This window comes from Algoriphagus terrigena DSM 22685, from assembly GCF_000429445.1.
Classification (GTDB): domain Bacteria; phylum Bacteroidota; class Bacteroidia; order Cytophagales; family Cyclobacteriaceae; genus Algoriphagus; species Algoriphagus terrigena.
Genome location: NZ_AUBW01000032.1, coordinates 13893 through 28281, shown reverse-complemented (window position 1 = coordinate 28281; position 14389 = coordinate 13893). Strand labels below are relative to the sequence as shown.

The window sequence follows — 14389 nt, the reverse complement described above, 5'->3', positions numbered from 1 at the left end:
AAGAAAGGTGACAACATAATCGTTCCCGGACAGGTCCAACGGGAACTTTATTTTGTGAAAAGCGGAGTCCAGATGTCGTATTTTGATGACGGCGATAAAATCTATACACTGGGTTTTACTTATTTCCCTCTTCTCTGCGGAATCGCGGAGTCATTTTCTTTTCAGGTCCCTTCCAAATATTATTTAACCTGTTTGACAGACAGTGAGTTTGAGTACATCACCTTTGATGACCTCCAGAATATTATTGATCAGTCACAACAAATCGAAAGGCTTTTCAGAAGAATGACAGAAGCCATGTTTTCAAGCATGATTGATCTTCATATCGAGTTAAGGGCCATGACGATCCAGGAACGGTACAAGAATTTCTGTCAAAAGAATCCGCAACTGCTCCACATGGTCCCTCATAAGTATATCAGCTCTTATTTAGGGATAGACCCCACCAATTTTAGCAAGTTGTTTAACAGTGTACCCATATGATGTTGGTCTACACCAATATTTGATTCATTCCGGTCCCATACTTTTGTCTGAATAGATTTATTCAAAACACGCGGGCATTCCAATCTCCGGAAGTTAAGAAGAGTGGGGGCAAAAGGTGCTTTTTAAGGATATCCAACCTCGAAATAAGGACTGTTGAATTTCCTCCTGCTGGTTTCCTGTCACTGTCTACGTTTTTAAATAGTCTGCCGGTAGTTACCATATCTCAAATGATGTCATTGATTAAACCATGAGGAGCCAAGTTTTCGCCAAGTATTCATTCACAATAGGGAGTGTATTTTATTTCAGTGGAATCGCAATCAATGCGATCTATAGTTTTTTCAAAGGTGATTTTGCCATGACCAGGCCAAGGCTCTATCCTGAGTTTTTTGCAGACTGGACTCCGGAAATGGGATACATCTCGGGAGGGATACTTCTTGTTTGTATCGTTATGTATGTTTTCAATTTCCAAAGAATAGGGTCATTGGTGGCGTTGGGGACCACGTTCTTACTATTTGCCACCTTCCGCCATATCCTGCTCCTGTGGCAAGATCCTATTAATTCATTTAAATCGATTTGGGTTATATCAGCGGCCTTTTTGCTTCTTGGAACTTACAAGGGATATGAAAAGTATCAGAACAAAATCCTGTTTGCCGGCATAATTATCACCTGCATGTATTTCCAAGTTTGCGGTTTGGCGCATTTTCGTTTCATCGATTTAGTTTCCCAAATGGTTCCGGACTATATTCCTTATCGGCTGTTTTTCGCCTACTTAACGGGTTTGACGCTGGTATTGGCAAGTATTGGTATTTTGATACCCTATCTTCGGAAAGCTGTAGCCTTGCTCTCCGCATTGCAGATCTTTGGATGGTTCTTGCTTCTACACCTGTACCACGTAATCGAAAAGGGAGGAGATGAATGGATAGGCTTGGGCGAATCCTTGACATTTACAGGGATTTGTCTTCTGTTGGTGCACTACTTTTATGCAGTTGAATCAAAGGAGGCTCCGCCGCTGGTTTCCGGTGAGCCAAGGCTGATCAACCGCTAGTAGCAGCGTACCGAGCGCCGGTTTTGAATGAAGTTCAATCGCACTCAGTTACACGAAATCTGTGTGACGGCACTTAGAGCGCCCGTCGATTTTTAGTTGATTTTCCCGGTGAGATCACTTTTTGTAATTCCTTCGATTTCTTTGATCGACCAGGACCAAATCGCTGAGCCGGCGGATTCTCAGCTCAGGTCGGTTAGTCTCACTATTTTCTGGTCCTTGAATTCAAAGATTGATTTCCCAACCATTCTGATCTCTTGTCCTTTATTCATTCCATTGGGAAAATCCATAGCTAACACACCTTTGAATTCAACTTCAACAACGACCCTGTTGTCATCACAATTGATCGCCGTGATTTTCTGATTTCTCACTGAAAAGTAATTCTTTGAGGTTTCTGCCTGCTCAATGAATGCCTCAATTCCATGCAAACTCATCGTAATCTTGCCGTCCTGGATATTCTCAAAAATGATTTCATCAGAAAAATCTCTCACCATAGTCGAGACGTCAAAGTTGTTGTATGCCGTGATGTAATTCGAAATTACGGTCTCAGTGTCATTCATTTGCTTTCATTTTTTTTCGTCAGTTGACATGATTCGGGGAGGAGGGAATCTTTAGTGCAAAATGAAAGATTAGTCTTCAGTACCCTTTATTTCTTTTGGAAATTTATCTCCGATGAGATTGAGTTTAATGTCGTGTTCCAGGTATGCTTTTAAGCCGTCTAACACGGTGGTGAACCCGCCGGTGTTTTCCATCACCACTTGAATTAATTCCGGACCTGTTTCTGTGTACCCATAGTTTTTAATGACTACATAGGTCGAGTTTTCTGACACGGGTGTAAATTCATAGTCAACTTTAGTGATCGGGTCCCCCCATTCAGTGGATATCTTCCTGTCCGGAATTAGGTCTGTCACTAGGACCGTTGTTTCTGCATGGTGCATTTCCCATTCCCATTTGACGGTTTTTCCGGCCTCCAGCCGTCCACTGGACTTTGTAAACCAGAAGTTTGTGGTGATTGCAGGGTCAACAAATGCATCAAAGACGATTGATGCAGGTTTTCTGATAAGCATCTGTGCTTCTACAACAGTTGTTTTGTTCTTATTCATGAGCTTTATAGTTGGTTCGTTCCTGTGATCAATGTGGGATTAATTGATTTGCTTTCACTTATTTTCTTTCCCTTGCCCCTTCAAATAAAAATGGGACTGCCGTCTGGTGGTTCCAAGAAATATCAGCCCGACAAGTAGAAATATTGCCAGAGAGTCTACTAAAATGCCGGAAATTTCATCCCGGTTTTTAGAGATAGTGGTAACCGCAATTACAAGCCATCGGGCCACCATGATGAAAATCATCATCCTGGCCGTAAATCTGACTTTTGCAAAGTCCCTGTCAACTGACATGATTAGGAAAGCAATTCCAAAGATCAGATTCTCTACGCTGATGATATGCCAGATATAGAAAAAGCTTGTTTTAAGGGACTGTTCGACAGTTAAGGCCTCAACAAGGGGGAATAATACCGAATGGCCGTTCCATGCGTGGGTGAAGGCAAATAGAATTGCAAGCAGCCCAACTACGAAATAGTAATAGTTCCTGATCATCTTGGTTATTTTATGGGGTGTCAGTTTAGCTTGGAAGTGCGTGTCGCTGACACCGGTGGTTTGCAGCGTGGTTTGATCGGCTTTTTATTTATGAATGGTTTCCACTCTCAACTGATTGGACATCCCATTAATCATCGAGAAATTTGGGAATCATAGCCATGAGCAAATCTGTCCGTTGGGTCAGCATGGAATGCATCGTGCCCGGGAGGATAGCAAGCTGGGATGCGGGCATCGCCAACTCTCCCAGGGTTTCTCCACCAAATAGCCTATATAAGGCAACGGTATGTTCGGGAAGAATTATATCCGAATCTCCTGCTATTATTAAAGCCGGGGACTTGATGTTCTTGATGTCCTCTTCGGCCCAGTCCTGTTCTTCCTTTTCAAAAGTGCTCACCTTATTGAGCTGTGCGGACCAGCCTTCAGGGTTGGGGGCTGTGCTGTGATATTCTTTTTCATAGGGCGATCCATTCAACGCCTGCAACATAAATTCCGGATTGAAAAGTATCTTGAGATCCGGATGTCTGCCATTACTGTTGTAGCTTCCGGAGGCCAGAATGAGCTTTCGTACCAGATCTTGTCTTTTAATGGCAACCTGCAATGCTACTCCCGCACCTGTACTGTATCCGAAAATGTCCGCCTGCTGGATTTGCAGTGCCTGGAGTAATTCAATGACGTCCAGTGCGAGTTGTTCGTAGGTGAGCGGACGGTCAATCAGGTCTTCTGTATGACCGTAGCCCTGGAATTCTACCGCAACAATCATCCTGTCTTTTGACAAAAGCGGGATCAACTTCTCGAAGGCTGTCCCGATTCCCGAAAGTGCTCCGGGAAGAAGTAAAAGTGGCTGACCTGAACCATATATCTCATAGTACATCTTCAGGCCGTTTACTACTGCATAGTTACCGGTTGTTCTCATTTTAAATTTGCGTTCTGTTGATGAGTGCAAGATAGAAGCTGTCAAAATCAGGAATCTTGGTGTACACCAATCTCCGGAAGGAGAAGGATCGCTTATTTTGCAATACTGACGGGGACTCGAAGCAAGTCCTGACAAGTCGAAAGCCTGAAAGTTGAAAAGTCGTAAGATGAAAAAAGCGATTCAAGTTATGTCCCACTGGTGGCGAAAAGTCAGCAGACAGGTAGTCGTTGAAGTCGGTTTAAATGTTAGAAGATCGGTATCCGAAGGTCAGGAGTAGTGCTTCGGGATGGTCTCTGGATGTGGGCATGATGCAGCTCCCACTGATTGAATTTTCGACTTCCTGGGCATGTGTGTTAAGGCGGACGGAAGTATATTTATAGTAACCAGTAATAGTTATCTAACCAATGTTCTCAAAAAACCAAAATACACCATGAAGTTTCCAATTTTAATAATCTTGTTTCTATTGTGCATTGGCTTTTCATCATTCGGCCAAGAACCCCATCTTGTGAGTGTTCGGAACAACAATTTGGAGGAGATGGACAAAGGCTTGATTAAAGTATCCGTTCTCGATCCTTTCGCAGAAGGGAAGGTCTTTGATATGAACTATTATGAAACCAAACACATGCCGATGGTGGCCGGTATTCTGGGAACCAATCTGGTCAAATACACCATCGAAAAAGGGCTGGCCAGCGGCGTTCCAAATACTCCTCTGCCTTATATTGCAGTAGGGACATTCTATGTCAAGGACTTATCGGCATATCAACAGGCTATAGGCCCGAATAGAGATGCCATACGGGCTGACTTTGCCAACTATACGGACATCGTCCCGGTCATACTTATAAGTGAAGTGGTCAAGTGAAGTAGGATGCCTCTCAATCCCTTCCATCGGGCCATCCAATCCCATAGCCAGCCGCGGTTGGTGAGCTCGGTCACTGAGCGTGTCGAAGTGTGGAACCACAATGGCTGGAGAAAAGGAACCAAAATAAATTTCAGAGTTCCATAGGGACGGCACATATCCCTTCGGTTGATGGCTTAGATTCAGGTTGAGCCCATCTCGGAATGGACTCGAATATCCCTCTCTACCACTGCTCAAGCTCCCTCTCCATGTGGAGAGGGCGGGGGGGAGGTAAAAGAGAGCCTGTCCTAATAGCGCGTATGGAGAAGCCTGCCGGTAGAGCCGGCTGTGGACGGTGAGGTAGAGACAACGCCACCAAAAAGACACGTTCCCGGGGCTCCCGAAAAGCATTGGCGGGAATCCGCTATTGCTGACAGCATACGGAGTAGAAGAAGGGCATCGATCCCGACCACTGTCAGGGAGCAGGGTAGGCAATCTCCACCCAGTCCAAACGATAATTTGACCACACCCAGAGGGGTTTCAGCCAACTGACCACATGAAGATTCGCCCTCTCCAATTGCTCGTTTATACAAGCTTGGAGCCAGGAATCCCGTTTGTAACCTGAAATCTGGCAATAGTCTGGAGTGCTGCGTCCGGCTTGGTGACAAAGGGGATTACCTTGAACTCCGACAGCAATTCCTGTGGGGAAAGCCGAAAAGAAACGTATCCACGTTGTTCGTTGTAAAATTTGATATGCGGATTGTCGGACATCAGTTCTTTGCCCACAGGAGAATCTTCCCGTCCATCGCCGGCAGAGCTGATGCTGGTCCCCATGAATTCCGTGCCGGCAATCGGTGATTCCAGGTCGTCCGGATCAAAGTGAAGCTCATTCACCCAGTTTTTGTGGGAATCGCCGGTGAGCACGATCAGGTTTTTGACATTATTCTTTTGGACGTTGTCAAACAATCTGGATCTGGTGGCTGCATATCCATCCCATTTATCCATTCCGTAGGACATACTTCCGTTTACTTTTCTTCCGACTTGTGCCATACCCACCTGCTGCCCCAGAATATTCCAATGGGATTGGGAATTGGCAAGGGTTTCCGCCAGCCATTTTTCCTGATTGTCTCCCAACATAGTCCGGCTTGGGTCAAACCTCGCAGCACAATCCACCTCCGCATTTCCACTGCATGCAAAGTCAGTCCTGAACTGACGCGTGTCTAGCATGGAGAATTCTGCCAGCTTTCCGAAACTGAATTTCCTGTAAATATCCATCGAAATGCCTTTCGGGATTGAGGTTTTTCTCAGAGGCATATGCTCGTAGTAGGCTTGAAACGCCACAGCCCGTCTTCGGAGGAAGGCCTCGTTGTCATCATACGGAGGTCCGTCTCCGCCCCAGTTGTTTTTGACCTCATGATCGTCCGGGACGACTATCCAGGGAAATGCCGCATGCGCAGCCATCAGCGAAGGTTCGCTTTTATATTGCCCATATCTGATCCTGTAGTCTTCCAAGGTCGTGATTTCTTTATCCGGGAGATGCTTGCGTAGCGCGTCAGCACTGCTGCCTTTCTCATAGATGTAATCACCCAGGAAGAACAACACATCCAGATCTTCTTTCACCAAATGGTCATAGGCGGTATAGAATCCGGCGGCGTAGTTTTGGCAGGATGCAATAGCAAAATTCATTTCCGCCACATCCGCTCCGTAGTTTGGAGCCGTTTTGGTTTTACCGGTTTGGGAGACAAAATTCCCTGCTTTGAATCGGTAGTAGTAATGCTGAGCGGGTTCCAGACCATCGACTTCAACGTGGATAGAATGGGCAAAAGTAGGAGTGGCAGTCTCAGTTCCTTTTTGTACAATAGTTTGGAATCCCTGATCTAAGGCTATTTCCCAGCTTACAGGGATTGTTTCATCTGTCAGTCCACCGCCTTCCAAGGGTTTGGGTGCAAGCCTGGTCCATATCACGACGCTATCTGGCCATGGTTCCCCGGAGGCGACTCCCATCGTGAATGGATATTCTTGGAGACCTTCGGTTTGGTCAAAAAAGGAAAAGGGCCCTAACAAGCTTACCCCGGTAAGCGTCAGGGCTGATTTTTGGAGAAACGATCTTCTGTCCATTTTCTCGGAGCCAATCAGCGGTTGCTGCTCTTCATTCGGCAATTTGGAATCCATGCGTCTTTGGTGGGTTGGAGTGAAAAAATGAATCTCATCGGTGATGTCCAAAATTACCGAGTCTCCTCTTTTCTTTCGGAATGCTGTCGTTTACTAAATCATTAACTTGTGGTAGCTCAGAAAAAGACTAGTGTCTCGTCACTTACTTGAGCTGGTTTCAATCAGTCAGCCGACGCCCGTTCATCACATTTCTTGATTTTTTAATAGGGATGAAGCATTGGCAAGCCTGAATGAAAATTTTTAACAAAACTTTAATAGAGCTTGTGGAGATAATGATTGGATGGATAGTGGTTCATTTTGCAAATTTTTTTCTCCAATTTCTTCCAAGGCTTAATTTTCTTTTGCCGAGAAGATGAATTCTGTTTGTTCATTTTATCGTATCCACCCAATGATACCTGGATTCCGGTTTCTTTGATTTCGATACATCTTGATTTATCCAATTACAAATTGGTTAGGATATCGGGATGGGATACAAATCACACCCAGCGCCTAGACGAACTTCAGGTACTCTGTTGGCGAAAGAAGACTTTGGAAATTTTTCGGCTCGTTCAATCGAAGCTGGAGAATTCAATTTTCCAATGTTAAGTTTTCGGCCAATGCAAAAACTTAATATTAGCCTCCGGGCCCGACTTTGTACTTTTGGTTAACATTTTCTTAACAATGAAGTAATTTAAATCAGCACTTGAAATGAAAGAAATCGATAAAATCGACAGTGATAATCAGAAAAAAAAATCAGAAACTGAAGCCGCAACTTCTCCCGCTAAGGTGACTGTTGATCCTACAGATTCAGAATTGAAGAGTGCGATTCCCGGCACTCCGGGCAAAGATATCGTAGGGGTGAAATCAGAAAAGGATACTAAAAAAACGGGAAAAAAGAAGTCAAAGAAATTGAATGACAACAGCAAAAATAAAGAGCTAAAAGAAAAAGACAGAAAAAAGGAAAAGAAGAAGAAAGCCAAGAAAAAAGCTGAAAAAAAGAAAAAGGAGAAGGCAAAAAAAGAAAAAGCCCAAAAGAAGCTGAAGGAAAAGAAGGCAAAGAAGAAATCGGCTCTAAAAAAGAAAAAATCGAAGAAGAATTAATTCTCTAGAGGCTATCCCAAAAAGTGTGTAGATAAGGATGCACTTAAACCAAATTTCCGAAGAGTAATCCCTTAGATTGAAGCCACTACCTCTTCGCCCAGTCCAAAGGAAAGGGTCATGCCCGCGCCTCCCATGCCATTGACGACGGTGACGACTTCATCGACTTGATGCACAAATTCCGTAGCGCCATTGGTCATCTTGGGATAGATCCCATGCCAGGAGCTTCCGATTTCCCAATCTTTAAACTGGGCAAAGGTCTTCAATACCTTTAAGATCAGGTCGTTGATGTGTTTGGTGTCAAATGGCGTGAAGTTTAAGCCATACTCGTGACTGTCCCCAATGGTGAGTTCGCCTAGTCCATTCTGCGAAACCATCACGTGAATGCCGAGGTCCAAAAGTTCTTTGTGTTGTGCGGTATAGACTTCCTTGAGTTGTTGCAAAGAAGGCGCTACATGAAATCCCTTGTAATGGATAAAGCTCAGTCCAGCGCAAAGGGGTGGGCCGATACGCCAATCCTGAGGTTGCTGCACCAGCCGCATCATCTGGAGCTTGCACTTGGTGATCGGCGTAGCTTCAAACAATTCAGGATACAACGTCTCAAAATCAGCACCGCTGCAGACGAATACTTTGTCCGCCGACCAGGTTTTCTGCCCGCTGTAAACCGTATTCCCTTCGATGCGGGAGATCGCTTTGCCCCATTCAAAAGTGACTCCATCCAGGGACTCCAGATACTGGCCGGTTTTTGCGATTGCCTCCCGTGGGTCAACGATCATCTCTTCCTCCGTCCAAAGTGCTCCCTTCAGGCCTTGCTGAACAGTCGCGGGACTTTTCTGTAGCACTTCTTCAGGAGTGAGCTGATGCGCAGATTTCTGATGCTTCATCGCTGCCACATATTCCGCGACCACTTGAAGCTCCAGATCTGTGTAGGCTAGATGCAGGGCTCCCGTTTTCTCAGCCCAGAAACCTGCCTTTTGGGACATGTCAAGCCAGATCTCCCGGGAGTGAATTGCCCGGTTGTAGCTCGGACCCTGCTCTTGACCGATCGGCCAGATCATTCCAAAATTCCTGACCGAGGCACCCTGTGCTTGCGGATGCCGTTCGATGACGGTGACTTTCCAGCCTTTTGCATGAAGTGCTCTGGTCATCGATAAGCCTACGATACCTGCGCCGATTACGATAGCATGTTGTTGATTCATGGAGTGGTTTCTTTGGAGAAAAATGAGAGGATGTCTTTTTGATATCAGCCGATACGGAGATTTTTTATTTCTGGGACTACCAGATTTGTCAGACTTGGATCGCCTTCGATCTTGTAGCCAAGCGCTGCAGGTGATTGACCGACCCACTTGCTCTTTTTGCCCGTGACGGTTACTTTTTTGGCCTGTGGATCAATGGTCAGGAAAGCGAACAGGCTGTCTTCGTACGGGCAGGTCATCTCTATATAGGGGTGATCTTTAATCACTGAGGCATCATAACTTTGATGCTTGTAATCTTCGCCTACCCAATAGTAAGAGGCAGAATTGATGTGGAGATAGTTCACCTGACCGATGACCAAATGCTGGTCAATATGGGAATGGCCATTGACGCAAAGCAGGATTTTGGAAGCGTATTTACTCAGGATTTTCTGGATCTCCGCGGCATTGTCCACCGCAATAACACCTGCCAAAGGTTGATGGGAGAGGATCAAAGCGGGCTCTTGGGCATTCTGAAGCTCCTTTTCCAACCAGGCAATTTGCTCCGGCCCTAGATAAGAAGCATAGCCTCCCTGATGCGTAGGAGAACCTTTTTCATTGCCATCCAAAACGATCAGCCTGACTCCCTTTACCACTTTGCTGTAGTACGGAGCGGGCATACCCCACACTTCCAGACACTGTGCTTTGGTATGTCCGGAGTCTGTGTCATGGTTGCCGATGACGTGGTAGCTTTCTGGATGTGCAGTATTGAAAGCTTCAATCAGGGGCAAATTCGAAGTAGAAGGATAAGCGAAATCACCCAACTGGATGATGGCGTCGGGAGACTTCTTTTTTACCTGTGATAAAAACTGATCCAGGCGCTCCGGGCCGTCGTGCATGATGTCCTGATGGAGGTCGGTGATGATTCCGAAGCTCAATTTTTGGGCAAACGAACCAAATTCCAGCAGGGCAGGGGACAGCGCAAAACTGAGGCTGGCCATTGCTGAATTCTTGAGAAAAATCCGGCGTTCCATCCTGCTTGAGAGTTAAGATCGGGCTGGCATCAATGCAATGATTTCTCTCAGTTCCACCAGGGAGTCAATAATGAAGTCCGGATCGGCAGTATTCAGCTGGTCGGCAGTCTGCGCACCGGTAGTCACACCAAGTGTCAATCCGCAACCGGCGGACTTTCCTTCTTCGATATCGACGATGGAGTCTCCTACCTTTGCCACTTCCTTTGCATTGGAAATGCCGCACTTTTCCATAGCTGCATAGATCATGTCCGGAGCAGGTCTACTGTTCTTCACGTCGTCGGCAGTAACCAAGGCGTCGAAGGTTTCCCCTTCTTTCCAGCCCAGCTTTTCGAGAAGTGAAAGGGCCGTCTTTTGGTTGTATCCGGTATTCAAAGCGACTTTGATCCCATTTTCCCTCAGGTATCCAAACAGACTTTCTGTACCGGCATAGGTAGATACCTCCAGATGGGCGTAGGCCTCCTTTAGGATATTCAAAAAGTCCTCAAATGCTTTTTGCGCGTCGGCTTCCAGGTCTTCTGCGGAGGCGTAAGCGGACCTCATGATGTCGCGCACTGCCTGGAGTTTTTCTTTTCCGCCTCCATTCAGCAGGACGTTGTCCAGGGAAAAATCGTGCCCAAGGAGGTTGATCGCCTGTTGGAGGGATTTATAGACTACATTGTTTTCATTGACGGTCGTGCCCGCCATGTCTAAGACAACCAGACGGATGTAGTGTTTTTCGCTCATTTTTATTCGAAAGTATAAATGAATGTTTTGATTAGTTTGGAGTGATTCCCACCCGGTAATTGCCGGATTCGTTGGCGACTTTAAATGCCTCGTCAAGCTTGGACAGGGGCAGATCGGTCTCAACCAGGCTCGCAAAAGGATAAGTCATGTGAGTCGCTTTCAGAAATTTGATCGCATAGGAAAGATCCTCCGGGATGTAGTTGTGCAGCCCCTTGATGGTCAGGATTCTCCTTACCACAGTTTCTGCATTCAGGGAGATATTTCGCTCAGAATACACCGCGCCCACCCAGACAGAGATTCCGCCGATATTTAAGATCGCAAGACCTTTCTCCATCGCTGCAGCCGATCCGGAGGTGTCTATCACCACATCTATGCCGCCTAGTGGCTGGATGATTTGCAGGATTTCTTCGGACGAAAGCTTGGCATCAATTGCTGTATTCGCGCCAAACCTCTTGGAGTTTTCCGCGCGTCTACCATCCAGGTCCATTGCAAAAACATGTTTGGCTTCGGCATATTGAGCCATGGCGCAGGCTGAGATTCCCAGCATTCCCGCTCCGATCACCAGCACATTTTTGCCGGACAAGTCACCCGCCAGCCGGATCGCTCCTGCAACGGTGGCATGGGTACAGTTAAGCGGAGCAGCTTCTCTCGCAGTGATTCCCTCAGGAATCTTGAAGATATCCGTGCCTTTTCTCAGATGGCAGTGTGTTGCAAATCCGCCGCTGAGTACATCGTTTTGCTCTATTCGCTCGTGCCCGTATTTGAAAAGCGGTGTGGATTTTTGGGGGATGCCTTTGCAGGCCATTTCTCCTGCGTGGTTATGGGCATAGACCGACCAAGTCACCAAGTCACCGATTCTTAAATGCTCTCCATAGAAATCCTCCACTCCGTTTTCGGGAAGGCTGGCAATCCTTCCGATCACTTCATGCCCGAGCACACTCGGAGTAGGTGCACCGCGCCTCCCATAGAAGGTGTGCAGGTCACTGGTACATATAGTGGTGTAGGTGATCTCTACAAGTGCTTCACCTGAGCTCAGGAGCGGCAGATCCACAGGCAGTGGGTGGAATGGCTTTTCAGCTTCACTAAAGACCATTGCCAAGGCTTCATTCTTCATATTCAGAAATTCTGTCTTCAGACTTTTTTCAAGTCAATTATCGGTAGATATATTGACTGCAAATAAACCCAAAAAATTTCCTATTTTGAAAATTATTTTCTTGTAAGAAAAGTTAACAATCACTTAATATGCAGGATTCAAATTTAAAACCCTGTGCCTCTACCTTTGAATCGATAATTGGATAGACGCATCAAATGATTGTATTTAAGCTAATTACTCGATTTGTAGGGCTGTTTATTCAATTGGGAAAAATGGGCGCGGGGTGTGATTTGATTTGAACTCGAAGTACAGGCGAGAGGAAAATGATTTGAAAAATTTCATAATATGAAAATAATGAGTGGTGTATCCCGAAAGTACCTTCCAGAGAAGTCTACGGTTTTTTTGATGGTAGGGGCTTTTCTGTGCTATACCGGGATGTATGCAGTTCGGAAGTCATTTCTTGCCGGACAATACGAAGGGCTGGATTTTCACGGGATGGATTTCAAGACCGTTTTGGTGATTAGCCAGGTCTTGGGATATATGCTTTCCAAATTTGTAGGCATCAAGCTAGTCTCCGAAATGACCTCTACCAAACGGGCGACGTCCTTGGTGGCCTTGGTCGGATTCAGTCTGTTGATGCTGTTGGCTTTTGCGTTATTGCCGGTGAGTTTTAAGCCGTATGCCTTATTTCTGAATGGCATGCCGCTTGGGATGGTGTTTGGATTGGTGTTTTCCTATCTGGAAGGGAGAAAAAATACGGAGCTCCTGGCTGCGGCTTTAAGCGCGACGTTTATCTTCTCTACCGGATTTGTGAAGACCGTAGGCGTCTGGCTGATGCAGGGATTTGGGGTGGGCGAGTTTATCATGCCATTTCTTACAGGGTTGGTATTTTTTCCGCTATTTCTAATTTCCGTTAAGATGCTCAGCAGTTCTCAGCAGCGTTCTGCAGAAGATCTGAGTCTTCGCTCTGAGCGGCTTCCGATGAATGCCGCGCAACGTATGGATTTCCTGAGAAAACACGGCCTGGTATTCGGCGGTCTGGTGATCGTGTATATCCTGCTCACGGTGGTGCGTGATTTCCGCGACAATTTCATGGTGGAATTCTGGGCCGAACTCGGTATGCAGGGCCAGCCCGAGTTGATCACACTGACAGAGATTCCCGTTGCAGTGCTGGTTTTGCTGATTGCGGCCTTCGGGGTTTTGATCCGGGATAATCGCAAAGCGTTTGCTTATGGGATGTACCTGAGTATCGGATGCTGCATGGGGATTGTGGTACTGACCTGGCTGTTTGAGAAGGGAGCCGTGTCTCCGATCTGGTGGATGATCATCAACGGCGTGGGGCTTTATCTGCCTTATATACTATTCCATTGCTTGATCTTTGAGCGTTTTGTTGCGCTCTTGAGATTTAGCGGAAATGTAGGCTTTTTGTTTTACGTGGCGGACGCGCTCGGTTATACGGGGAGTGTCGGAGTGATGCTGTTCAAAGAATTCAGCAACACTCAGGTGACCTGGGTTAACTTTTTGGGAGATCTAAACCAGCTGGCCGGAGTCATTATGACTGTTGTATGTGTCATCACGCTGTTTTTGCTTGAAGCAAAGTCAAAAAAGCAGCCTGAGTTGGCCGTAAATGTCTAGGCCATGGTGATAAAATAGATCACCAAAAGTATTGCGTCGTCATTGGATTCGTTTTTTGGGACATGGGGAATGTTGCCGTCAAAAAACAGTGAGTCGCCTTCCTCAAGTTCAAACGTCTCGGATCCAAGCTTGTACTGGATCTTTCCCTTTACTATGTAGATGTACTCAAATCCAGCCGTGGAAACAGCCGCTCTCTCAGCCTGGCTTTTCAGCGTGAGCAAGGAGATCTCCATGGAGGATTTCTCTATCGGATAATTCAAGATCATCTCGTACTCAAAACCGGTCGACTCCTCTTCCTTGTGAAGCGGTGTGTACTCATTTTTTTTCCGAAGGATATACCCCTTAAAGTGATTTTCTGACTTCAGGTCACTGAAAAATTCCGAGATGTCCAGATTCAGGGTTTGGATAAGCTGGATCAACGAAGGTAAGGTCGGGATCACCCGCCCGTTTTCGATCTTGGAGATCATCGCCATGCTCATGCCTGATTTTTCTGCCAGGTCCCCCAGCTTCCATCCGTTTTCTTTCCGGATTGCCTTGAGTTTGTTGCCAATCTGTAGGGTCAAATAATCTGAATTGCTCATGATTTTCTATTTGATGACAAAGTAATGAAAGTTTCCTAATAAG

The 14389-nt window shown here is 46.1% G+C and carries 15 protein-coding genes; 5 read left to right on the top strand and 10 right to left on the bottom strand.

What is annotated here, in order from left to right:
- Window positions 1-72: 72 nt before the first annotated feature.
- Both G459_RS0122275 and G459_RS28265 read left to right on the top strand, forming a co-directional pair.
- The gene (locus tag G459_RS0122275; RefSeq protein WP_245588232.1) at window positions 73-477 is read left to right on the top strand and encodes a Crp/Fnr family transcriptional regulator; all 405 of its coding nucleotides are present in this window, start codon (window positions 73-75) and stop codon (window positions 475-477) included.
- A 406-nt stretch (window positions 478-883) separates the two neighbouring features.
- Complete coding sequence (locus G459_RS28265; RefSeq protein WP_157373411.1) at window positions 884-1522, top strand: DoxX family protein; 639 nt, start codon at window positions 884-886, stop codon at window positions 1520-1522.
- A 179-nt stretch (window positions 1523-1701) separates the two neighbouring features.
- On the opposite strand, the gene G459_RS0122265 is transcribed toward G459_RS28265, so the two are convergent.
- From G459_RS0122265 to G459_RS0122250, 4 genes are all read right to left on the bottom strand, one after another.
- A complete protein-coding gene (locus G459_RS0122265; RefSeq protein ID WP_026969599.1) occupies window positions 1702-2079 on the bottom strand; it encodes a nuclear transport factor 2 family protein in 378 nt (125 codons plus the stop codon).
- Between the two features lie 69 nt (window positions 2080-2148).
- Window positions 2149-2622 (bottom strand): SRPBCC family protein, encoded by a 474-nt coding sequence (locus G459_RS0122260; protein WP_026969598.1) that lies wholly within the window; start codon window positions 2620-2622, stop codon window positions 2149-2151.
- A gap of 54 nt (window positions 2623-2676) precedes the next feature.
- Entirely contained in the window at window positions 2677-3111 is a 435-nt protein-coding gene (locus tag G459_RS28260; RefSeq protein WP_051315369.1) for a hypothetical protein, read from the bottom strand.
- A 127-nt stretch (window positions 3112-3238) separates the two neighbouring features.
- The gene (locus tag G459_RS0122250) at window positions 3239-4024 is read right to left on the bottom strand and encodes an alpha/beta fold hydrolase (RefSeq protein ID WP_026969597.1); all 786 of its coding nucleotides are present in this window, start codon (window positions 4022-4024) and stop codon (window positions 3239-3241) included.
- Between the two features lie 505 nt (window positions 4025-4529).
- Between G459_RS0122250 and G459_RS0122240 the strand changes: the two genes are divergently transcribed.
- Window positions 4530-4883 (top strand): EthD family reductase, encoded by a 354-nt coding sequence (locus G459_RS0122240; RefSeq protein ID WP_245588231.1) that lies wholly within the window; start codon window positions 4530-4532, stop codon window positions 4881-4883.
- Between the two features lie 561 nt (window positions 4884-5444).
- Here the strand turns inward: G459_RS0122240 and G459_RS0122235 are convergent.
- Window positions 5445-7031 (bottom strand): alkaline phosphatase D family protein, encoded by a 1587-nt coding sequence (locus G459_RS0122235; RefSeq protein ID WP_051315368.1) that lies wholly within the window; start codon window positions 7029-7031, stop codon window positions 5445-5447.
- Between the two features lie 687 nt (window positions 7032-7718).
- On the opposite strand from G459_RS0122235, the gene G459_RS30305 reads away from it, so the two are divergent.
- Window positions 7719-8111, top strand: a complete 393-nt coding sequence (locus G459_RS30305) for a hypothetical protein (protein WP_211234418.1) — start codon at window positions 7719-7721, stop codon at window positions 8109-8111.
- Between the two features lie 71 nt (window positions 8112-8182).
- Here G459_RS30305 and G459_RS0122220 read toward each other — a convergent pair whose 3' ends face one another.
- From G459_RS0122220 to G459_RS0122205, 4 genes are read right to left on the bottom strand one after another with little or no spacing between them, the layout of a single operon-like run.
- Window positions 8183-9307: a TIGR03364 family FAD-dependent oxidoreductase gene (locus tag G459_RS0122220; RefSeq protein WP_026969591.1), complete on the bottom strand. Its 1125-nt coding sequence runs from the start codon at window positions 9305-9307 to the stop codon at window positions 8183-8185.
- Between the two features lie 44 nt (window positions 9308-9351).
- Window positions 9352-10314: a metallophosphoesterase family protein gene (locus G459_RS28255; protein ID WP_051315367.1), complete on the bottom strand. Its 963-nt coding sequence runs from the start codon at window positions 10312-10314 to the stop codon at window positions 9352-9354.
- Between the two features lie 12 nt (window positions 10315-10326).
- Window positions 10327-11037, bottom strand: coding sequence for a phosphonatase-like hydrolase (locus G459_RS0122210; protein WP_026969590.1), 711 nt, complete (start codon window positions 11035-11037; stop codon window positions 10327-10329).
- A gap of 31 nt (window positions 11038-11068) precedes the next feature.
- Window positions 11069-12151, bottom strand: a complete 1083-nt coding sequence (locus G459_RS0122205) for a zinc-binding dehydrogenase (protein WP_035456671.1) — start codon at window positions 12149-12151, stop codon at window positions 11069-11071.
- A 324-nt stretch (window positions 12152-12475) separates the two neighbouring features.
- Between G459_RS0122205 and G459_RS0122200 the strand changes: the two genes are divergently transcribed.
- Window positions 12476-13765, top strand: coding sequence for a DUF5690 family protein (locus G459_RS0122200; protein ID WP_026969588.1), 1290 nt, complete (start codon window positions 12476-12478; stop codon window positions 13763-13765).
- Here the strand turns inward: G459_RS0122200 and G459_RS0122195 are convergent.
- Complete coding sequence (locus tag G459_RS0122195) at window positions 13762-14346, bottom strand: helix-turn-helix domain-containing protein (protein WP_026969587.1); 585 nt, start codon at window positions 14344-14346, stop codon at window positions 13762-13764. The genes G459_RS0122200 and G459_RS0122195 overlap by 4 nt on opposite strands.
- Window positions 14347-14389 lie beyond the last annotated feature (43 nt).